The sequence below is a fragment of the Pelotomaculum propionicicum genome, from assembly GCF_004369225.1.
In the GTDB taxonomy this organism is placed as follows: domain Bacteria; phylum Bacillota; class Desulfotomaculia; order Desulfotomaculales; family Pelotomaculaceae; genus Pelotomaculum_B; species Pelotomaculum_B propionicicum.
The window spans coordinates 70,169-91,736 of the sequence record NZ_QFFZ01000008.1; the positions used below are offsets into that span (position 1 = coordinate 70,169).

Annotated in this window: 21 protein-coding genes; 18 read left to right on the forward strand and 3 right to left on the reverse strand. The window is 50.7% G+C overall.

Annotation, left to right across the window (positions count from 1 at the left end):
• Positions 1–236: 236 nt before the first annotated feature.
• A complete protein-coding gene (locus tag Pmgp_RS05695; RefSeq protein ID WP_134213005.1) occupies positions 237–791 on the reverse strand; it encodes a L,D-transpeptidase family protein in 555 nt (184 codons plus the stop codon).
• Between the two features lie 144 nt (positions 792–935).
• Between Pmgp_RS05695 and ispE the strand changes: the two genes are divergently transcribed.
• The 8 genes from ispE (at position 936) to Pmgp_RS05735 (ending at position 8,739) form a co-directional block, all read left to right on the forward strand.
• Positions 936–1,793, forward strand: a complete 858-nt coding sequence (ispE, locus tag Pmgp_RS05700) for a 4-(cytidine 5'-diphospho)-2-C-methyl-D-erythritol kinase (protein WP_134213006.1) — start codon at positions 936–938, stop codon at positions 1,791–1,793.
• Between the two features lie 83 nt (positions 1,794–1,876).
• Positions 1,877–2,551 carry a GntR family transcriptional regulator gene (locus Pmgp_RS05705; RefSeq protein WP_134213007.1) on the forward strand — a complete coding sequence of 225 codons (675 nt, stop codon included), beginning with the start codon at positions 1,877–1,879 and terminating at the stop codon, positions 2,549–2,551.
• Positions 2,551–3,306 (forward strand): nucleotidyltransferase family protein, encoded by a 756-nt coding sequence (locus Pmgp_RS05710; protein WP_134213008.1) that lies wholly within the window; start codon positions 2,551–2,553, stop codon positions 3,304–3,306. Before Pmgp_RS05705 ends, Pmgp_RS05710 begins: the two co-directional genes overlap by 1 nt.
• A gap of 146 nt (positions 3,307–3,452) precedes the next feature.
• Positions 3,453–4,517, forward strand: coding sequence for a GNAT family N-acetyltransferase (locus tag Pmgp_RS05715; RefSeq protein WP_134213009.1), 1,065 nt, complete (start codon positions 3,453–3,455; stop codon positions 4,515–4,517).
• An 80-nt stretch (positions 4,518–4,597) separates the two neighbouring features.
• Positions 4,598–5,818 (forward strand): threonine ammonia-lyase, encoded by a 1,221-nt coding sequence (gene ilvA, locus Pmgp_RS05720; RefSeq protein WP_134213010.1) that lies wholly within the window; start codon positions 4,598–4,600, stop codon positions 5,816–5,818.
• 108 nt (positions 5,819–5,926) lie between these two features.
• Positions 5,927–6,181, forward strand: coding sequence for a septation regulator SpoVG (spoVG, locus tag Pmgp_RS05725; RefSeq protein ID WP_134213011.1), 255 nt, complete (start codon positions 5,927–5,929; stop codon positions 6,179–6,181).
• A 199-nt stretch (positions 6,182–6,380) separates the two neighbouring features.
• Complete coding sequence (glmU, locus tag Pmgp_RS05730) at positions 6,381–7,748, forward strand: bifunctional UDP-N-acetylglucosamine diphosphorylase/glucosamine-1-phosphate N-acetyltransferase GlmU (RefSeq protein WP_134213012.1); 1,368 nt, start codon at positions 6,381–6,383, stop codon at positions 7,746–7,748.
• Positions 7,749–7,794: 46 nt separating this feature from the next.
• Entirely contained in the window at positions 7,795–8,739 is a 945-nt protein-coding gene (locus tag Pmgp_RS05735; RefSeq protein ID WP_134213013.1) for a ribose-phosphate diphosphokinase, read from the forward strand.
• Between the two features lie 179 nt (positions 8,740–8,918).
• Here the strand turns inward: Pmgp_RS05735 and Pmgp_RS05740 are convergent, their stop codons facing one another.
• Positions 8,919–9,581, reverse strand: a complete 663-nt coding sequence (locus Pmgp_RS05740) for a cell wall hydrolase (RefSeq protein WP_134213014.1) — start codon at positions 9,579–9,581, stop codon at positions 8,919–8,921.
• A gap of 180 nt (positions 9,582–9,761) precedes the next feature.
• Positions 9,762–10,562 carry a PRC-barrel domain-containing protein gene (locus tag Pmgp_RS05745; protein ID WP_134213015.1) on the reverse strand — a complete coding sequence of 267 codons (801 nt, stop codon included), beginning with the start codon at positions 10,560–10,562 and terminating at the stop codon, positions 9,762–9,764.
• A gap of 112 nt (positions 10,563–10,674) precedes the next feature.
• On the opposite strand from Pmgp_RS05745, the gene Pmgp_RS05750 reads away from it, so the two are divergent.
• From Pmgp_RS05750 to Pmgp_RS05795, 10 genes are all read left to right on the forward strand, one after another.
• Positions 10,675–11,313 carry a 50S ribosomal protein L25 gene (locus Pmgp_RS05750; protein ID WP_134213016.1) on the forward strand — a complete coding sequence of 213 codons (639 nt, stop codon included), beginning with the start codon at positions 10,675–10,677 and terminating at the stop codon, positions 11,311–11,313.
• Positions 11,314–11,566: 253 nt separating this feature from the next.
• Positions 11,567–12,133: an aminoacyl-tRNA hydrolase gene (gene pth, locus Pmgp_RS05755; protein WP_134213017.1), complete on the forward strand. Its 567-nt coding sequence runs from the start codon at positions 11,567–11,569 to the stop codon at positions 12,131–12,133.
• Between the two features lie 51 nt (positions 12,134–12,184).
• Complete coding sequence (locus tag Pmgp_RS05760) at positions 12,185–12,421, forward strand: anti-sigma-F factor Fin (protein WP_192902803.1); 237 nt, start codon at positions 12,185–12,187, stop codon at positions 12,419–12,421.
• Positions 12,422–12,715: 294 nt separating this feature from the next.
• Entirely contained in the window at positions 12,716–16,300 is a 3,585-nt protein-coding gene (mfd, locus tag Pmgp_RS05765; RefSeq protein WP_134213019.1) for a transcription-repair coupling factor, read from the forward strand.
• A gap of 31 nt (positions 16,301–16,331) precedes the next feature.
• Positions 16,332–17,300 (forward strand): peptidylprolyl isomerase, encoded by a 969-nt coding sequence (locus Pmgp_RS05770; protein ID WP_192902804.1) that lies wholly within the window; start codon positions 16,332–16,334, stop codon positions 17,298–17,300.
• Between the two features lie 124 nt (positions 17,301–17,424).
• Positions 17,425–17,985, forward strand: a complete 561-nt coding sequence (spoVT, locus tag Pmgp_RS05775) for a stage V sporulation protein T (protein ID WP_134213021.1) — start codon at positions 17,425–17,427, stop codon at positions 17,983–17,985.
• Between the two features lie 175 nt (positions 17,986–18,160).
• Positions 18,161–19,801, forward strand: a complete 1,641-nt coding sequence (mazG, locus tag Pmgp_RS05780; protein WP_134213022.1) for a nucleoside triphosphate pyrophosphohydrolase — start codon at positions 18,161–18,163, stop codon at positions 19,799–19,801.
• Positions 19,802–19,885: 84 nt separating this feature from the next.
• Positions 19,886–20,161: an HU family DNA-binding protein gene (locus Pmgp_RS05785; protein ID WP_134213023.1), complete on the forward strand. Its 276-nt coding sequence runs from the start codon at positions 19,886–19,888 to the stop codon at positions 20,159–20,161.
• 70 nt (positions 20,162–20,231) lie between these two features.
• Positions 20,232–20,486 carry an RNA-binding S4 domain-containing protein gene (locus tag Pmgp_RS05790; RefSeq protein ID WP_134213024.1) on the forward strand — a complete coding sequence of 85 codons (255 nt, stop codon included), beginning with the start codon at positions 20,232–20,234 and terminating at the stop codon, positions 20,484–20,486.
• Positions 20,487–20,535: 49 nt separating this feature from the next.
• Positions 20,536–21,483 (forward strand): SpoIID/LytB domain-containing protein, encoded by a 948-nt coding sequence (locus tag Pmgp_RS05795; RefSeq protein ID WP_134213025.1) that lies wholly within the window; start codon positions 20,536–20,538, stop codon positions 21,481–21,483.
• Positions 21,484–21,568: the final 85 nt, after the last annotated feature.

Sequence of the window (21,568 nt, forward strand, 5' to 3'; positions counted from 1 at the left end):
GGACGTGGGCCGTAAGACGTGAGACGTGGGAATGAAAGAGAGCCTCAAGGGTCAAAGATCTCAAGAGGAATGCAGGAAATACCATGTGGACGTGGCCGTGAGAAGTGGGAAATAGGACGTGAGATTGAGATATTGTCAACCGTCTAAGACCCCTAAGGAATGCAGGATATACCCACTTCCCACGTCTAACATCCCACGACCCAAAAGGAATGCAGAATATACCCACGTCCCACGACTCACATCTCAGTTGGTATGATTATCTGCCGGCCTGGGTAAATAATTTCCGGGTTGCTGATTTTATTGGTTTCCAACAGGAGGCTGAGATCTGTATCATACCTGGCGGCTATTGCCCAGAGGTTTTCTCCTGCCTGGACCACATGGATTTTTGATCCTGCACCCGGGTTGCCCTGTAGATTGACTTGTTTTGACCCGGCAGTACCCTTGATAATTTCAACCGGTGTGCCTATGGAGACCTTTGGGAACAGTGCTTCGACATCATGATTGTACATCCTGATGCATCCGTTTGAAACATAACCGCCGATGGACGAAGGATTATTGGTGCCGTGGATGCCGTAATTGCCGCCGGGTATGGACAGGCCCATCCAGCGGGTGCCAAGCATACCCCCGGGCTGCACTATTTTTACCACCACAACATAGCTGCCGGTAGGTGTCGGCGTGGCGGCCTTGCCCACTCCGACAGGGTACAGGTTAACCTGGCGGTCGCCCTCGAAATAAGCAAGCCTTCTAGTGTAGAGGTTGACTAAAATGTGGCTGCCTGAAGCCCTTTTCATTGTCTGTTTAAATTTCCTCCTTCCCTGAAAAGCCATTTTTTTATCTTATGAGGGCATTCTCATTATCGATTATTTAAATTTCTGGTAATAAAGGATTTTTAATTTAAACGGCTAACTAATACTGGAAAGATACGGAGGAAACTTATGGCTATAAAATTCCTGGCCAGGGCTAAAGTGAACCTTACCCTGGATGTCCTTGGGAAAAGGCCGGATGGATACCACGAGGTTGAGATGGTGATGCAGTCGGTTGAACTGCATGACACTTTGGAATTCAGTCCGGCAGAGAAAGATATTGTAATCACTATTGAAGGCATGGATCTTTCACCCGGTGCGGATAATCTGGTCTACCGCGCCGCAGAGCTCTTGCGCTCGCGGGGCTGTGTCCGGTCCGGGGTTAAGGTCAGGCTTATCAAGAATATTCCGGTGGCAGCCGGTTTGGGGGGGGGGTCGGCGGACGCCGCGGCAACACTTAAAGCTTTGAATCAAATCTGGGGAATTGGTCTCTCTATGTCAGAATTGATCGTGCTCGGAGAACAACTGGGCGCGGATGTCCCGTTCTGCCTGTTGGGTGGTACCGCGTTGGCCCGGGGAAAAGGAGAACAAGTTTTTCGCCTGCCGCCCTGCCCGCCGCTGGGACTGGTCCTGGTCAAACCACCTTTTAGTGTATCAACAGGTTCGGTGTACCAGGCTTTCAGGTTCGGGCCGGCGGTAGAAAGGCCGGATAACCAGGCCATGGTCGAGGCCATCCGGGCTAATAATATTTTGGGCATCGCCCGCTGTTTGGCGAATGCTCTCGAGTCTGTTACAACCAGGATGCACCCTGAGCTGACCAGAATTAAGGAAAAACTAATTGAGGCGGGTGCTGCCGGCTCACTTATGTCCGGCAGCGGTCCTACTGTTTTTGGACTGACCCCTGATCTTGCCTCTGCCCGGTCAGTTGCCGCCCGCTATAAAAAAACTGACGAAAAACTGCTGGTAACCAGTGTATTTAACACGGAATAACAGGCGGCACTTGCGGGAAAAGGCGCAGGGAGTTAAAATAAACATAGTTTTTTGCATTGAATTTTTTTGGTGGGGGGACAAAAATGGAACAACCAAGATTAGTGCCTATTAAGTTGGATAACTACAAGCCCCTGCGGGAGATGGTTTTCGAGTCCCTCCGGGAGGCAATCATCCTTGGTAAGTTAAGGCCAGGAGAACGTCTAATGGAAATCCAGCTGGCGGAAGAAATGGGCGTCAGCCGCACACCTGTACGGGAAGCCATCCGCAAACTGGAACTGGAAGGCTTTGTGGTGATGGTACCCCGCAAGGGAGCTTATGTCGCTGGAGTGTCTATTAAAGACATTGCCGATGTTTTTGAAGTCAGAGCTGCTCTTGAGGGACTTGCCGCTGGTTTGGCGGCCGAGCGGATCACAGAAGAAGAGATGGATCAGCTGGAAAAGGCCGTAATTAAGATCAGCGGTGAGGAAGACATTTTAACGGTGGTAAAAGCAGACTCGGCATTCCATGATTTGATTTACCGGGCATCCCGCAACCACCGCCTGATTCAGATTATTACCCACCTCCAGGAACAGATCAACAGGTTCAGGCTGACTTCCTTATCGGTGCCCGGCCGTCTTAAAATTGCTGTGGATGAACACAAAAAGATGATTGAAGCTATATGTGACCGCGATGTTGACCTCGCCCACAGGCTTGCCAGTGAACACATGGAAAACGCTGAGCAAAACCTTTTGAACGCGATCAGGGAGGAAGAAGCTTAATGGTAGACGCCGTTGTCCTGGCCGGGAGCCCTAATAACGGCCTTTTAAAGGAATGCAGTCCGGCCCGCTATGAAGCGTTAATACCGGTTGGTTCCAAGACCATGGTGGAACACGTGGTGGGGGCGTTGTTAAAGGCACAAAATATCGGCAGGATACTGGTTATAGGACCTGTTAAAGAGCTTTCCGCCCTGGTGAATAATGAAAGGGTATCCGTCGCGCATTCCCCCGGGGGCATGCTGGAGAATATAGGCGCCGGGCTTAAATTGCTTAACAGGGAAAAAAGGGTGCTGCTTGCCACATCCGATATTCCAATGCTGACACCGGAAGCGGTTGATAATTTTCTTGAAATTTGCGGAGATATGTCCGGGGATCTGTATTACCCTGTCCTGAGCAAACAGGTTGTCGAGAATAAGTTTCCGGCCACCAGGCGGACTTATGTTAGATTAAAGGAAGGTGTCTTCACCGGGGGCAATATTTTTATTATTAACCCGGCGGTTTTTCAAAAATGTGTTGAGAACGGCCAAAAGATTATCAACCTGCGTAAAAGCCCGCTGAGACTATGCCGCTTGTTGGGCCTGGGCTTTGTAATAAAGTTCCTGATGAGGACCCTGACCATCCGTGAAGCCGAGGAAAAAGTATCTCAACTGCTGGGCGGAATTAAGGGGGTTGTGGTTACTTCAAAACACCCTGAAATTGGTGTGGATGTGGATAAGCCCGGTGATTATGAACTGGCGACAAAAATGATGAGCAGCTAGTTTTAATAATCTAATAGTTGAACTTATAATATATTAATCAAACATCATGCCGCGTCATAGGCCTGATGTTTTTTATTTTTTTTGTAATTGTAATCAGACCCGGCAAAAAAGTCATAACCTGATAATAAAAAGCCGGGGGTGATTTCATGAGTTTCGAGGTGATAGAGGCTTCATCACCAGAAGCGGTACACGCGTTTAATTCCTTCCCGCGTAAGATTTACCGGAATTTTTATATGGCCCCGCCTTTTCCAGTTCTCGTACGGTCAAACCCGCATTACGACCCCCTGTTTGAAAGGGTGGAAGCAATGCCTTTTCTGGCGGTAAGGAAAGGCCGGGTGCTGGGCAGGATAGCCGCAAGCGTCAACCACGCGCTTGCGGACACTGAAGCAGGTTTTTTTGGCTTTTTCGAAACTTTGCAGGATGCCGCTGTCGCCGGCGGCCTGGTGGAAGCAGCGGCCAGCTGGCTCTCCAACAGAGGGAAAAAAAAGATGATCGGCCCGGTGGATTTAAGCCCTCACGAACGTTTGGGGCTTTTAATCGAGGGCTTTGGAGGATACCACAATCCCGGCATGCCTTATAACCATGCTTATTATCCATCGCTATTAGACCAATGCGGCCTGGAAAAAGAAATAAACCTTAACGCCTACCATTACGATTTGCGCAGGCAGGCGCCGGGAAGATTGGCCAGGGTCGCCCAGCGGGCCTCAAAATCAAAAGGGATCAGGATCAGAGAGATAGACTTCAACAACCTTAACCGGGAGGGTGAAGCATTTTCACTGATTCACAACGGTTCGATGCATGAGATATGGGGTTACGCGCACCTTTCCCCGCTTGAAGGCGCCGCTATCTGGAAAAAGCTGAAGAACCTTTTTGACCCCCGCTTAATCCTTTTTGCCGAAGTTAACGGCGCGCCGGCAGGCATCTGCCTGGCAATGTGCCCTGTGCGAAGAAATGTTTTTATAAGCCAGGCCAGCGATCTGAACGCCAGGCTGGCGATCCTGGCGGTATTGCCGGAGTACCGGTTTAAGGGCATCGAAGCGGCCTTAATCATGGAATGCGTCCGGCGGGCCCGCGCCCGCGGCATTGCAGCACTTGAACTCTCTCTGATCGCTGAAAACAATGCCATGATGAATACCATTATTAATAACCTTGACGGCGTCAGAAAAAGCAGGAGCTATACAATCTACAGGAAGAATATCAGCCCCGCATAAAAAAATTGTGCCAGCTAAATACTACTTCTGGAAAAATAAAGGTCAGCCCAGCAGCCCCGGAGCAGGGGGAGGATGTTTGCGTGACGGCAGATGTGTTAAGCCTTGAAAAGATAGAAGAAGCGAAAAGGCAGCTGGCCGGAGTGGCCACCCTGACTCCTCTGGACCACTCTGTTACCTTCAGCGCGCTGACCGGCAACACAGTGTTTCTAAAGCTTGAAAACATGCAGAAAACAGGTTCCTTTAAAATCCGCGGGGCTTATAACAAGATCATGAGCCTGTCTGAAGAGGAGCGCACGCGCGGCGTCATTGCCGCTTCCGCCGGCAACCACGCCCAGGGTGTCGCTTATGCCGCCGGCAGGGCGGGCCTGCGGTGCACTGTGATAATGCCTGAAGGGGCGCCCATCTCCAAAGTGATGGCTACACGCGGTTACGGCGCTGAGGTAATCCTGGCCGGAGGAGGTTATGACGAGGCTTTTCAATACGCGGTTGAACTGCAGGCTAAGAGCGGGGCTGTCCTGGTGCATAGTTTCAATGACCCTGAGGTAATTGCCGGCCAGGGTACAATAGCGCTCGAACTGCTGGAACAACTGCCCGAAATAGAGGCAATCCTGGCGCCGGTCGGCGGCGGGGGCCTGATTGCCGGTATAGCCTTTGTGATCAAAAAGATTAAGCCAAGCGTGCGTATCATCGGAGTTCAGGCCCTGGGTGCGCCGTCCATGTTCCTGTCATTTAAAGAAGGCAAACTGACCGGATGCCGGCATACCTGCACTTTTGCGGACGGTATAGCTGTCAGACAGCCCGGGGATCTGGCCTTTTCAATTATAAAAAAGCATGTCGATGAAATGTTTACTGTTGATGATGAGGAAATTGCCAGCTCAGTCCTGATGCTTTTGGAACGATCCAAAATAATGGTTGAAGGGGCGGGGGCGGTTGGCCTGGCTGCCCTGATCCATAAGAAGACCGGGCTGAAGTCAGCAAAAACCGTCGTCCTGCTTAGCGGGGGAAATATAGATGTGAACATTCTGTCCATAATTATCGAGCGCGGGCTGATCAAGACAGGACGTTACGCGCGCCTGCGTGTAATGGTAACGGACCAGCCGGGCAACCTGCGCAGGCTGCTGGGGGCTGTGGCAGAGGCGCGGGCTAATGTAATTTCGGTTTCGCACGACCGGATCAAACCAGGCATACCCTTAAAACAAGCAGAAGTTATCCTGGCGCTGGAGACAAGAAACAGGGATCATCTTGAACAAATTATAACCTCACTTGCAGGGATTGGTTATGCGGCGGAAATTATTTCATAATTAAGGAAAAATTTTCTTAAATTCTTGGAAATAAGAAGGAATTTGACAAGTGCTGCAGAAAGTAACAATTATAGGGCGTTGCCATACTGGGGAAGGTGGTGATTTTAACTGACTGTCACTGATGTACGAGTGCGCAAAGTTTTAAGTGAAGGAAAAATGAAAGCCATAGTTTCGGTAACTTTTGACGATTCATTCGTTATTCATGATGTTAAGGTAGTGGAGGGTCAAAATGGATTGTTCGTAGCAATGCCGAGCAGAAAGACCCCGGACGGGGAATTTCGCGACATAGCACACCCAATCACTTCTATGGCCCGTGAAGTGATTCAGAATGCTGTATTACAAGCCTACGCTGAGGCTATTTAATTTAGAATTATACCTGAGAGCGTTAAGCTCTCTTTTTGTTTAAGAATAAAAGGAAATCTGAGTTTTATGTTGAATAGATTTGATCGTGTTATCTAATAATACAAAGTTATATAAAAGTAGCACGCCGGCCGGAAAGTTTTAACGGCTGGTTTCCTGATGTTTGCAGTCAAAAAACTATGTTAACAAAGGAGGTCGCCGGATGAATCTGGCGACGGTTATTCTTGCTGCCGGCAAAGGCACGCGGATGAAGTCAAAACTGCCCAAGGTGCTGCATAAGATTTGCGGCGATACAATGATCTCACATGTCATTAATGCTGTTGCCGCCGCGGGGGTGAAAAAAACAATTGTGGTGGTAGGGCACGGCGCCGATCGGGTAACCAGTGAGGTTGCAGGCCGGGCGCAGGTTGCCCTGCAGGAAGAGCAGCTCGGTACAGCACATGCGCTGATGCAGGCCGCCCCTTATTTAAGCAGTTTCCAGGGGGAGATCCTGGTCCTGTGCGGCGATACGCCGCTGATAGAGGCCTCAACCCTGCTGGACCTTTATCACAGCCATACCGAAGCGGGATCTGATGCTACGGTACTGACTGCGACAGTCGCTGATCCGGCGGGTTACGGCCGGGTTGTCCGGAATGACCGGGGGGATCTGGTAAAAATAGTTGAACAAAAAGACGCTGCCCCGGAAGAAAAGCAGATCCGGGAAATTAATACCGGTATTTACTGTTTTGCGGCTGCCGGGCTTTTTGAAGCCCTCAACAGACTTGCCCCCAACAATGCCCAGGGAGAATATTACCTGACAGATATCCTGGAAATGTATATCAGTGAGGGGCGCCGGGTAGGCGCGGTGAGGCTGGATGACCCCATAGAGATCATGGGCATTAACGACCGGGTGCAGCTGGCTGAAGCTGAAAAGCATATGCGCGGGCGAATTCTAAATGAATTGATGCTTTCAGGTGTAACTATTATTGACCCTCTTTCCACTTTTGTGGACAAACAAGTCCGGGTGGGCAGGGATACAGTAATTTACCCGTTTACTTTTATCGAGGGGGATACGATAATAGGGGAGGACTGTGTTATCGGCCCGAATACCCGCCTCATTAACTCAGTGGTAGGAAACGGTGTATCTATTCAAAACTCCCTGGTTACTGAAAGCAGTATGGGAGATCTCTGCAGTATCGGCCCCTTTGCTTACCTCAGGCCCGGCACGGAATTAGCCCGGGGCGTAAAAGTGGGGAATTTCTCAGAAATTAAAAAATCTACGATTGGAGAAGGCAGCAAAGTTCCTCACTTAAGTTATGTGGGCGACGCGACGATCGGCAGGAACGTTAATATAGGCGCGGGTACAATTACCTGCAATTATGACGGGCACAATAAGTGGCCCACTCGCATCGGCGACGGCGCCTTTATCGGCAGCAACACCAACCTGGTCGCCCCGGTGAACATTGGAGCGGGAGCGGTTACAGGCGCTGGATCCACCATTACCAAGGATGTTCCCGCCGGCGCCCTGGGTGTTGAAAGAGCAAAACAAAAAAATGTACTGAATTGGGCAGACCGGGAAAAAGATAAGTAGAGCGATTATTGTAGTTTCATGAGTCAGATTTGGAGGTAAACTTAAAATGTCATCTAGTAACAGGCTGAGGATTTTCACCGGCAACGCCAACCCCGAACTCGCTGAAGAAATAGCCAGGTATCTGGGTGTCTCTGTGGGGTCGGCCAAGGTCACGCGCTTCAGCGACGGCGAAATCCAGGTTACCATCAACGAGAGTGTCAGGGGAGCTGACGTGTATATTATTCAGCCGACCTGCACACCCATCAATGAAAACATCATGGAGCTTTTAATTTTAATTGACGCGGTGCGGCGCGCCTCAGCCAGACGTATTACCGCTGTAATGCCTTACTACGGGTATGCCCGGCAGGACCGCAAGTCCAGGGCGCGGGACCCTATCACAGCCAAGCTGATAGCCAACCTTGTCACCTCCGCCGGCGCCAGGCGGGTGCTTACCATGGACCTGCACGCCGGCCAGATCCAGGGTTTCTTTGATATACCTGTGGACCATTTGCCGGGAGTTCCCATCCTGGCCGAGTATATCCTGCAAAGCGGCCTGCAGGATGTTGTGGTAGTGTCGCCCGATTTGGGCGGGGTGACCCGGGCCAGGGATTTAGCCCAGCGCATCGGGGCGACTATCGCGATTATTGATAAGCGCAGGCCGCAGCCGAACGTGGCTGAGGTGGTTGGGCTTATAGGAGATATACACAATAAAACCGTCATTATGTTCGATGATATCATCGACACGGCAGGAACCATTACCCAGGGAGCGGCAGCTCTTAAAAAATGGGGGGCCAAGGAGATTTACGTGGCCTGCACGCATGCCGTGCTGTCAGGGCCGGCCATCCAGCGGCTGACAGAATCCCCGATTAAAGAAGTAATCATAACCAATACCATACCTGTGCCCAAGGAGAAGCTGATTGACAAGATCAAGATCCTTTCTGTCGCCCCGCTGCTGGGCGAGGCGATTATCCGCATCCACGAAGACCTTTCTGTCAGCAAGCTGTTTGACTAATTATGGGGACATAGCTCGTCCCCAGAGGCAGGCTCCAAATAGAGATGTGTCCCCATTTCCTTGAACCGACGCTACGCAATGGAGCAGCTTGTTTCAACACCATGGACTTAGTGTTACTTATTGCATATATTTGTCGATAATCGGAGAGGCTGCCGGTTTGTCCCGGCAGTCTCTTTTGGTTATACGCATGTTGCGAAAACATGGTTTCCGATCCTGGTTATTACCGGCAGTGAACGGATCCAACTGTCCCTGCTGAGGTCGGGGTTATAAAAAAACAGCGCCCCGCCGGTGGGGTCTTCACCGTTCAACGCCCGCAGGGCGGCTTGCACAGCCTTTTCGTCCGGTTCCAGGTTGATGGAGCCGTCGGCAACCGGAGAAAACTGGTATACCTGACTGCTCCTCTGGTAAATCACTTTTGTTATTGTTTTGGGAAAGTGCGGGCTGGCCAGCCGGTTCATAATTACGGCGCCGACCGCAACCTGCCCGAGAAAGCTCTCGCCCCTGGCCTCAGCGTGAATCAGCCGGGCCAGCAGGATAAGTTCTTCCTCTGATATACCGCCAGGGATTATGCCGCGGGACAAAGAAACAGGTGTTGTCTTTTCCGAAGGCAGGACCAGCGTGTCACCGGGCAGGATCAGGCTGCCTGTCAGGTTGTTTGCTTTCATCAGTTCAGACAACTCTATCCGGTGATTTCCGGCAATATCATAAAGAGTATCACCTTCTTTGACGGTATAAGTTAATGATCTGGAACCGGCAGCATTTGCGCACCGGTGTTCCTGCTCCCGGGTATATAAGGCCAAAGGCGACAGGGCTATGGTTAAAATTACCACCAGCACAATCATGCCGGGAGCTGTTCTTCTAGCACATACTATCAGTACCTCTCTCCAAGCGGCTAAACCGCAAGATTTAAGGGATGAAACATCCCTATGCTGTAAATTATAGACAGATTAAAGAAAAATAAAACACCCGGGTAGCTGTTTGCTTTCCCGGGCGTTTAATTTAAACATTAAAAAGCTGGTATTTTAAGGGGTGGGCGGAGGGACATTATCCCTGTGTTCGCTGATGTCAGCGGGAGGCAGGGGGGGCTTTTTTTTAGTTTCAAGGTTTGTTTCAACCGGTTTAGAGACTGCGGGTCCTTTCCCGTCATCTATATCCTCGAAGATCTCGCTGTCGTCAAGGTCCATCCGCTTTATTTCTTTCTTCACCTTTTCCAGGGACTTATTTAAACTTGTGCCAAATTCCCTGGTTTTTTGCATGGTGCTTTCCCAGAGGTGGCCTGTGCTTTCCCGGACATTTTTAATAGTTTCCTGGAGCCCTCCGTCCAGTTTGAAAGCATTTTCCACCGCCTCATTGGTGACCACAATTACTTCTTTACCCATAGTGCGGACATAGGCAATATCTAAAAAAGCCCTTCCTTTGATCACGCTGTTGATAACGTTGCCTGAAAACTCCAGCCCCGCGATAGTTCCGGTTTCAATATCAACATAATATTCATCGACGTTGCCCAGCACAGTTCCATTTTCGGCAACGAGCCTGGCGCCGGCTATTTTTATTTTTTCCCTGTGCAGCTTCACGATTTCCGGCAGCCCGGCCGCTTTCTGCACCCCGGAGGATTTTTCAATGGTGATGGCGTCTGCGCCAACGCTGTGAACTTTGGCATAGGGAATAAACCGCTGCTCCTTAAACCAACCTTTTTGTTCTATGATCAGCGCCGCCACCCTTTTACCGGCGGGATCAATTACAAGTTCTTTGACAATCCCGATATGCTGTCCCTCCTCCAGGCTGATCACAGGCATGGAGGCAAACCGTTTGCTTTTCCGCATCTTCTGGCCCCCCTTAAATTCCAATAGGTTATTTAGCTAATTCATATGCCGCCTGCAGAATGTTTATGACAAATAAAGGGAATAATAAAACTTAAAAGGGGGCTTGGTTTTAATGGAATCAGAATTGGTAGGCAGTGTAAGGCTTGAAAAAACGGGCGGCAGCAACCATCAGTTGAGGGAAAAGGGATTGATTCCCGCTATTGTTTATGGCAAAAACCTGGGCAGCATTTCAATTGCTGTGGATGGCAGGGACCTGAAAAAAATCCTTGAAGAAGCCGGTTCTAACGCTTTAATTAACATGAGAATAAAAGAAAACGGAAAAACCCGGAAGTGCAAGGTGCTGGTTAAAGCAATTCAGCGGGATCCGGTGCGCCGGGAGTTAATACATGTTGATTTTCACCAGATTTCTTTAAAAGACAAGGTGCATGCCGCTGTTCCGATCCACCTGGTTGGCTCGGCCCCGGGCGTAGACGAGGGGGGTGTTTTAAACCTGCAGCTGCGCAGGGCCGAGGTTGAATGCCTGGCTACAAAAATCCCAGATGCTATAAATGTGGACATTTCCAGCCTGGGCATCGGTGATGCCATTACTGTCGCAGACCTGATCCTGCCGCAGGAGGTAAGGATTTTAGAAGAACACCGTACTCCTGTCGTAAGCGTTTCAACAGCGGCAAAAGCTGCGGCTGAAACAGGAACAGCCGGCGAGGCCAAGGAAGAGAAAGTAACTGAGGAGGCGAAGGAAGAAGATAAGTGACGTGGGAAGTGTGATATGGGCCGTGAGACGTGGAAATTGGGCTGTGGGCCGTTAGCCGTGGGACGTGAGTATATACGTATTCCTATTGGGCCATGGACCTTATCATGCGTCGTAATATTCTGTATTTATTGGAGATTTTTGACCCTTGTAACTATCTTTCAATCCCACTTCTCACTTCTCACTTCCGACTACCCACTACCAAAGTTAGTGCCGCTGGGGTAAAATAGGTGGAGATAGTTGGGAGGTGCCGTTTTTGAAACTAATAGTAGGCCTGGGTAACCCGGGCAGGGAATATGCCGCAACCAGGCATAATGTCGGTTTTATGGTGATTGACAACCTGGCTCAAAAACTAGGCCTGGACATAAAGAAAACAATGTTCAAGACTCTGGTCGGCCAGGCTCAGATAGATTCTGAAAAAGTAGTGCTGGCAAAGCCCCAGACCTATATGAACCTGAGCGGCGGGGCGGTTGGCGCGCTGTCCAGATATTACAGGCTGACAGCAGCGGACCTGATAATCATTTATGACGATATGGACCTGCCGCTGGGTAAACTGCGCATTCGCTCCGAAGGTGGTTCCGGCGGGCATAAAGGAATGCAGTCTATTATTGAGGCGCTGGGAAATGACATCATTACCAGGGTGAGAATCGGCATCGGCAGGCCGGCGGAGCCGGGTTTTGACGGCGCTGATTATGTCCTGGGCCGCATCAGCGGGGAGGACGCCAAGGTTATCGAGCATTCAATCGCGCTGGCTGTTGAGGCTGTATATTGTTTGGTCAGGCACGGTGTGGAACGGGCTATGAATGAATATAATAGAAAATAAGGTTAAAAACAGTCTTAAAAGGGGATATTATTGGGTGAAGGAGGCCGGAATTTGAAGCTGCTGTATGTTTGTGATTACTGTGACGCAATAATTGAAGAAGTTGAACTTCCGGCCCGGTTGTCTGACGCCGCGGTGTCCGGCTTGACGGGTATAGAGCCCCAAGATATAATGAAAACAGGCGGCGGTCAGGAGGAAACTTTTTTTTTGACGACTATTTGTGACGACTGCCGGGAAACGATTTACGGGGGTCCGGACAGCACTTTTTATAACGGGCCAGTACTGAATTGACTTGATGGATCAGATATAAAGTAAATTCAGAGCTTTAACCTTATGCCGTTAAAGCTCTTTTTGTGATGGGAAAATATCGGAAATGGGACGTGAGAATTAAGAAGTGGGAAGTGGGACTGCAAGATAGTATTAAGGGTCAAAGACCCCAAAGGAATGCCAGGATACTCACGGCCCACGTCTCACGTCCCACGACTGAACAGGAATGCAGGATATACCTACGGCCTACGGCTAAAAGGGCCTATAGCCTACGACTTATAGCTTATGTCTGAATGGGAGATATTCTGGAGGATTGTTATGCGCGGAATTTTAAAACCGCTGCAGGCGGCGGCGGAGTTTCAGAGCCTGCGAAAGGGACTGGAGAAAAATTATAAACAGCAGATGATTTTTGGGCTGGCCGGTTCCCAGCGCAGCTATCTTTTTGCGGGGGTGGCCGAATTAACCCCGCAGTTTCCAGTATTGATCGTAACACCGGGCGAGCGGGAGGCAAGTATACTTGCGGAGGAGATGGCCGGGCTGCTGCCGGGTGAGGTAATCCGCCTTTTCCCGGTTTGGCGGGTCCCGCCTTACCAGATCCTGGCCCACAGTAAAGAAGTTGAAGCGCAGCGGCTCCAGGTGCTGGAAAGCCTGCTAAAAAGAGAACGTTCAGTAATTATAGCTCCCGCCGAGGCTCTTTTAAGGCGCCTGGCCCCCACGGAAGAGTTCGCCGGGCCGGTTTTGCAGCTGGCAGTGGGTGACCGGACGGACTTGGAGGGCTTGCTGCTAAGCTTGCTCAAACTGGGCTATGAACGGGTTGAACTGGTGGAGGAGCGGGGGCAGTTTGGCCTGCGCGGCGGCATTCTGGATATCTACCCGATGACCGCGCACAGGCCGGTCAGGCTGGAGTTTTTTGATGAAGAACTGGACTCGATCCGCCGTTTTAACGCGGCCACCCAGAGATCAGAAGAAAACATAAAGGATGTTACCATATATCCCGCCAGGGAGCTGGTTATCAGCGAGTCGGGGCTGGAAAAGGCCAGGCTCGCGGTAGAAAAAGAATACCGGGCCCAGCTGGGCAAACTTGAAAAGCTCGGTGAAGCCGGGGCGGTAAAACAGCTCTACGAAAAATACCCCGAAATCATAGAAGGTTTTGACGGGTATTTTAATGGCGTCGAGCATTTCTTGCCCTATTTTTACAGCAGGTATATCACCCTTTTTGATTACCTGCCGCCGGAAGCCGTCGTGCTGGTCGACGAGCCGGCCCGGGTGAAAGAAGTAATTAACGCGGTCCAGCAGGAGCGAAGTATTACCTACACCGACCTGCTGGAGCAGGGTAGACTGCTGCCTGCCCAGGCGCTCGGCTACGCGGAGTGGGATAACATCCTGAAAGCACTGTCATCCCGCAGGGTTATCTACTCCTCCTTGCTGCCGCGGCAGCCCCAGTTTGTCAGCCCGGCCAATGTTGTCAGCTTTCCCGGCAAGACCATGCCCAGTTTCCTGGGCAATATTGAAATGCTTGCCAGTGAGATTGTGCAGTGGCGCAAAGACGGGTCCGCGGTGGTCATCCTGGTTTCCAGCCACCAGCGTTCACAACAGCTGCTCTCAGCTTTGAAAGACAGCAACATTGACGCCTTTTACGCCGGGTCCCCGGAGGGGCGCGTCAGAGGCGGCAATGTATTGCTCACACCAGTTAACCTGGGGAGCGGATTTGAACTGCCCTGCTGCAGGCTGGTTGTTATTACCGAAACAGATATTTACGGGCAGCGCAAAAAGGCCAGGAAAGAATGGAAGCGCAGCGACCGTCTGGCCCCGTTTGTAGATATAAAAATGGGCGACCATGTGGTTCACGTGAACCACGGGATTGGACGTTACCTTGGGGTAGTGCCGCTGACTATTGAAGGCATCCAAAAGGAATACCTGCTGCTGAAATATGCGGGTGAAGATAAACTCTATGTGCCGGTGGACCAGGTAGGGCTGATTCAGAAATACCTGGGCGGTGAAGGAGAATCCCCGCGGCTGTCCCGCCTGGGCGGCGCTGATTGGGCCAGGGCCAAGAGCAAGGTTAAAGAAGCGGTAAAAGAAATGGCCGGGGAACTGCTTGACCTTTACGCTGCCAGAGAGACCATGAAGGGCTATGCTTTTGGCAAGGACACGGTTTGGCAGAGAGAGTTTGAAGATGCCTTTCCCTATGAGGAAACCCCCGACCAGCTGCGTGCTATAGATGAGATTAAAGCTGACATGGAACGCCCGAGGCCGATGGACCGCCTGTTGTGCGGCGATGTGGGCTACGGAAAAACAGAGGTGGCCCTGCGGGCGGCCTTCAAAGCGGTGATGGACGGCAAGCAGGTAGCTATGCTGGCGCCTACCACTATCCTGGCCCAGCAGCATTATAACACATTTATGGAAAGGCTTGAGGGGTATCCATTTAATGTGGAGGTGTTAAGCCGTTTCCGGACACCGCGCGAACAGCGCCAGGTTTTGCAGGGCCTGCTGCGGGGCAATGTGGATGTGGTAATCGGTACACACCGCCTGCTGCAGGAAGATGTCTGCTTCAAGGATTTAGGCCTGTTGATTGTGGACGAAGAGCAGCGTTTTGGCGTGGCGCATAAGGAGCGGCTGAAAATAATGCGCAAGGATGTAGATGTGCTTACACTGTCCGCTACCCCAATCCCGCGCACACTGCACATGTCTTTGGTAGGAATCAGGGACACCAGTATTCTGGAAACACCGCCGGAAGACCGCTACCCTGTACAAACTTATGTCCTGGAAGAAGAGCCTGTGTTGATCCGCGAGGCTGTCCGCCGGGAGATAGGACGGGGCGGCCAGGTTTTTGTGGTTTACAACAGAGTGCTGGACCTGGACAGGGTGGCAGCCTGGATCCAGGGGCTCGTTCCCGAGGCCAGGGTCGTTATGGCCCACGGTCAGATGAGAGAAGAGGAACTGGAGCAGGCCATGCTTGATTTTATGAACAGGGAGTATGACGTCCTCGTCTGCACCACCATTATTGAAAACGGCCTGGACCTTCCCAATGTCAATACACTTATTGTAAAAGAGTCAGGCGCGCTTGGTCTGGCCCAGCTTTACCAGCTCAGGGGGAGGGTTGGCCGTTCGAACCGGCTTGCTTACGCTTACTTTACCTTCCGTAAGGATAAAATTCTGGGAGAAGCCGCCGAAAAACGGCTGACAGCTATCCGTGAGTTTACCGAGCTTGGCTCTGGTTTTAAAATAGCCATGCGTGACCTGGAAATACGCGGCGCCGGCAATATTCTCGGCGCCGAGCAGCACGGCCATATAGCGGCGGTCGGCTTTGACCTGTACAGCCGGCTGCTGGAAGAAGCCGTCCGGGAAGCCAGGGGCGAGCAGATTCCCCGGGCGGTGGAAACCACCATCGAACTTCCGGTGGAGGCTTTTATCCCGGACTCGTATATATCTGACACCAACCAGAAAGTGGAGATATATAAAAGGCTGGCAGGCCTGATCTCAGCAAGCGATGTGTCCGACCTGGAGGAAGAGCTGGTGGACCGTTTCGGCGATTTGCCCGGGCCGGTGCAGAATCTGCTGGCGGTGGCCAAGGTAAAAGTTCTGGCCGGAGGGCTTAAAGTTAAAACAATTACCCTTTTGCCAGGCCAGCTGCGTTTAATCTTTGGTTCGGGCCATCCTCTTACCGGGGAGGCGCTGGTGGCCGCCAGCAGGCATTACCATAACAGGGTCAAGTTTATCAATGCCGGGGATGATTTTGAGATCAAGCTCCGTGTAGCGGGTGACACCCGCAGCGACAGTAAACAGCTGCTGTCGCAGCTGGAGGATTTTTTAGTTATGCTGGGCAGCGGCGATGACACTGAACCGGTAAGTTTTGCCGGCGGACCACCTGAGGTTGCCACAGGCAGGCAAATTAATTTATAATAGGCTTATGTTTAAAAAAGGGGATGAACCAGTGAAATATAAAATTATTGTACTACTTACGGCTTTGCTGGTGTTGACGGCCATAGCGGCCGCAGGCTGCGGCAAAGAAGTTGTGGCAACGGTGAACGGTGAAAAAATCACCAGGGAAGATTTAACCAAACAGGTTGACGAGTTGAAAAAAAGCTACGAGCAGCAGGGAATCGATTTCAGCGGCGACAATGCTCAAAATATGCTGCAATCACTTGAAAAGGACACTCTTGACCAGATGATCGACACCAAGCTTTTGCTGCAGGAAGCCAAAAAGAAAGGCAAATTGACTAAAGACCAGGTGCAGGAAAGAGTCAAGCCGCTGAAAGAACAGTTTCCATCTGAAGAGGAATACCAAAAGTTTCTTACTCAGGTGAATCTCAAGGAAGAGGATGTCGCCTGCATCTTATTCTTACAGGAAGAAGTTACTAAAGACGTTGCCCCCGCCTCAGACGAAGAGCTCAAAAAGTTTTATGATGACTACAAGGAACAGTTCAGCGAGCCGGAGCAGTATCAGGTCCGCCACATTTTGTTCTTTATTGATGACGGGACCAAGGGCTACCCGGCGCAGCACACAGACGAAGAGGCCAGGAAACTGGCTGAGGATGTTATCACCCAGTTGGATCAGGGCAAGGATTTCGCCGAACTGGCCAGCCAGAAGTCGGAAGATAGTACTACCAAAAGCAACGGTGGTCTTTACACCTTTGCTAAAGGGGAAACAGTCCAGGAATTTTCTGACGCTGCAACTGCTCTTAATGAAGGAGAGTATACCACTGAGCCGGTTAAAACCGATTACGGCTACCATGTAATCAAGCTGGAAAAGATTATTCCCGCTTCACAGAAACCCTTTGATGAAGTGAAACAGCAGATTGCCGACCATTTATCCGGTCAGGCCAAGCAGGACAAGTTTGACCAGTTTATCAAGGAAGCTAAAGAGAAGGCGACAATAGTAAACAACCTGAAGCAGCAGTAAAAATGGGAAAAGATAAAAGTTTTTAAATGGTATTTGGAAAAAAATGAATAACTGTTTCCCTCCGGATATATACTATCATATAAAGATTTAGTGAAATCAGCCAAAAGGAGGGAAGGGTAGATTAATGAAAGCTACGGGCATAGTCCGCCGCATTGATGATCTGGGAAGGGTAGTCATCCCCAAAGAAATAAGAAGAACCCTTAGAATCCGCGAAGGAGATCCCCTGGAGATTTTTGTGGACAGGGAAGGTGAAGTAATCCTAAAGAAGTATTCGCCCATCGGCGAATTAGGTGATTTCGCTAAAGAGTACGCCGATTCTTTATATGAAGCATTAGGTCATATTGCCTGCATTGCGGACCGGGACAACATTATAGCTGTTTCCGGCGCACCCAAAAAGGAATTTTTAAATAAGCCCATCGGGAATGTTGTGGAAAAAGTTATGGAAGAGCGTAAAGCAGTAATTATCAATAACCCGGGGGAAGACCCGGCATGTAAGGAATGCATACTGATTGAGGATGGTGAATGCAAGTTCTCCTGCGAAGTAATCTCACCGATCATCGCCGAGGGTGACCCAATCGGCGCGGTTATACTGGCCTCCAAGGAGCCGGATATAAAGATGGGTGAGATGGAATTAAAGCTGGCAGAAACCGCAGCAGGTTTTCTGGCCAAACAAATGGAGCAATAATAGAGTGGCCTCTTGGGGCCACTTTTTACTTTTGAGTAAGATAAGTACCGTATTTATGCACAAATTTGTCAACATAAGAGGACATATTTCCAATATTGTGTTAACATGTAACAGATCTCTTTTTTATTAAGGGACAAGCGCTTGTCCCCCGGTTAATGAAAGGAAATTTTTCTTCATGTCCCCTAAAAATAAAATAACTATTGCCGGTCTGGGCGCCGGTTCTCCGGACAGTATTACCATGGGTGTCTGGAAAGCGCTGAAATCATCCTCCTGTATTATGCTGCGCACGGGAAAACATCCTGTGGTGGACTATCTCAGCCGGGAGGGAATATCCTTCTCAACTTTTGATTATATTTACGAAGAAGAGGCTTATTTTGAACAGGTATACGCCAGAATTGCCGCAGAAATAATCCGGCAAGCCCTGGCTGGCATTAATGTGCTTTACGCAGTGCCTGGCCATCCTCTGGTGGCGGAAGAGTCTGTGCGCCTGGTCATTGAGAAGGCGGAAAAGGATGGCTTGGAGGTTGAACTGCTCCCGGCGGCAAGCTTTCTGGACGATCTCTTTACAGTGCTCCGTCTTGATCCCGGCAGGGGGCTGCAGGTGATAGACGGCTTAAGGCTGGATCAAAAACCGCCGCTGCCCGCAATAGCCGCTGTAATTACCCAGGTATACAGCCGGATGGTTGCTGCCGACGTAAAATTAAGCCTGCTGGAGCTGTACCCGCCAGAACATCCGGTTACGGTAGTCAGAGGAGCGGGTATCCCGGGTTTGGAAAGGATCAAAAAAATACCTCTTTTTGAGCTGGACCGGCTGGAATGGGTTGACCATCTCACGAGTGTATTTGTACCCGAAGTGAGCAGTGAGAAGTGGGAAATGGGACGTGAGAAGTGGGCTGTGGGATGTGAGGAAAACAACGGAGAGAAGGATGGACAAGCTGCCGTGCCTGCTGGAGATGCCGAGTTGGGGGAAGGAGTTGAAGTTGTTCAGGTATATGAGGATGAAGATGGTGTTCCCGAAATGACAGGCGAAACGAGCCTTTATCCGCTTGACCCTCTGGTGAACATAATGGCCCGGCTGCGCGGCGAGGGCGGTTGTCCTTGGGACCGGGAACAGGACCACCGCAGCTTAAGGCCTTATTTGCTTGAGGAAACATACGAAGTTTTAGAAGCCATCGGAGAGGAGGATACGTATAAAATATGTGAAGAATTGGGAGACTTATTACTACAAATTGTATTTCACGCCCAAATAGCCAACGAGGAAAGCTGTTTCAACATGAATGACGTGGTTGAGGGGATTTCAGAGAAGATGATCCGGCGCCACCCTCATGTGTTCGGCTCAGTCGCTGTAAAGGACAGCAGGGAAGTAATTATCAACTGGGAAAAGATTAAGGCGAAGGAAAAGGCGGGAAATAATCCTGCAGGTCTGCTGTCCGGTGTTGCAAAGTCGCTTCCGTCATTAATGCGCGCGGCGAAGCTGCAGGAGAAGGCGGCCAGTGTCGGGTTTGACTGGCCCGACTACAGGGGCGCCCTGGCCAAGGTCAGTGAGGAGATTGTCGAACTTGAGTCTGCCATATCAAGCGGCAAGCCGGTTGAGACAGAAAGAGAGCTGGGAGATCTGCTTTTTTCCGTGGTAAACCTGGCCAGGCTCCTGGGCATAGATCCAGAGACCGCACTGCTGGAAACATCAGGGAAATTTATAAGGCGATTCGCTTATATTGAAAAAATGGCCGGGCTTGCGGGAAGGGATCTATCATCCTGCACACTTTCCGAGTTGGATAAATGGTGGGAAAACGCAAAAAAACAAGAAAAAATATAGGAAACATTTTCTTGTAGGAAGGAACTGCAAGAATTTTCGCGAATAGTAGGGAATTAATATTTCTTTTCCTAAAGGAGGGTTCGTATGAATAAGGCAGAATTAATTTCAAGTGTTGCCGAAAAAACGGAACTGACCAAAAAAGATTCCGAGAAAGCTGTAAACGCAGTTTTGGAAACTATTGGTGCGGCTTTGGGCAATGGTGACAAAGTTCAGTTGGTCGGCTTCGGAACATTTGAAATCAGGGAGAGGGCAGCCCGCAAGGGGAGAAACCCGCAAACCGGCCAAGAGATCAGCATCGCTGCCGCCCGTGTTCCTGTTTTTAAAGCAGGGAAATCATTAAGGGAAGCGGTGGTTAAATAATATCGAATAAAACTGATCAGACTGCATAAGTCTGATTTTTTTCCACGAACCAAAGGATGGTGGCGGCAATTTGCGCCTGGATAAGTTTTTAAAAGTGGCAAGGGTGATCAAACGGCGCACCCTGGCTAAAGAAGTATGTGACCGGGGACAGGTGGAAGTCAACGGCCGGGTGGCGAAAGCGGGGGCTGAAATAAAAACCGGTGACATTATCAACATAAATTTCGGCAACCGGAAGTTTAAGCTGCAGGTTATTGACATCAAGGAGGACGTCCCGGCCAAGTTAGCCGCTGAACTCTATCAGGTGATTGAGGACAAAACCACATAATTCCGGCCCCTCCTGCTCAAACTAAGAAGAAAAAGCAGGAGGGGTTTTTGTGTTACGCCGACCACTGATAATTATTTTAATCTGTATCACAGCGCTTTTTGCCGCCGCGGGCTGCGCCAAAAAGCCGGCGCCCAAACCTTCGCCCCCGGCCCCTACCCAGGAGGAGCCGACAATTTCCCTTTATGACAACAAAACCGGCCAGAAGAAAAATATGAAAATAGAGGAATATGTCCAGGGTGTGGTGGCGGCGGAAATGGACACCAAGTGGCCGGTGAACGCCCTGGCCGCCCAGGCTATCCTCGCCCGCACTTTTACCATGGAAAACATCAAGTCCGGCCGGGTCAAGCAGACGCACGGTACTGACGTTTCGACCAGCGTTGAGGAGTTTCAGGCCTATGAGCCGTCAAAAATAAATGATAGTGTCCGGCAGGCAGTCGAAATGACCAGGGGGGAAGTGGTCACATACGGCGATAACTATATTCACGCCTGGTTTTCCGCCTGTGACGGCGGTATTTCTGCAACCGCCGAGGAGGGGCTGGCGTTCACCAAGGAGCCCACACCTTATATCAAAGGGGGCGTCCAGGACGGCTGCCTTGCTATAACCGAGCCCAAGAACAAAGCCTGGGAGGCAAGGATACCTTTAGACCAGGCCAGAGCTGCGGTCCAGAGTAAAACGGGCAAGGATCCCGGCGCCATCACTTCAGTATCCATTGAGAAGAAGGGACCATCCGGCCGGGCCGAACAGATTAAGCTGGGCAGCGCCACTATAGGAGGGCCGGCTTTAAGACTGGCCCTGGGCAGTGAAAAAGTAAGGTCTATGCTGCTGTCTGACGCCCGTGTGGAGGGCGGCCAATTGGTCATGAGCGGCAAAGGCTTCGGACACGGGGTCGGCATGTGCCAGTGGGGCGCCCGGCTGATGGCGGAGCAGGGCAAATCACCGGAGGATATAGTCAATTTTTATTTCAAGGATATCAACATACAAAGACAGTGGAAATAGGGCTTTCCCGGCTCAGTTAAGGTTTTTGCGGGAGAACATTGGGGACATGCCTCTCCTAAGAGATGGTCTTAAGGTAGAGGTGTGT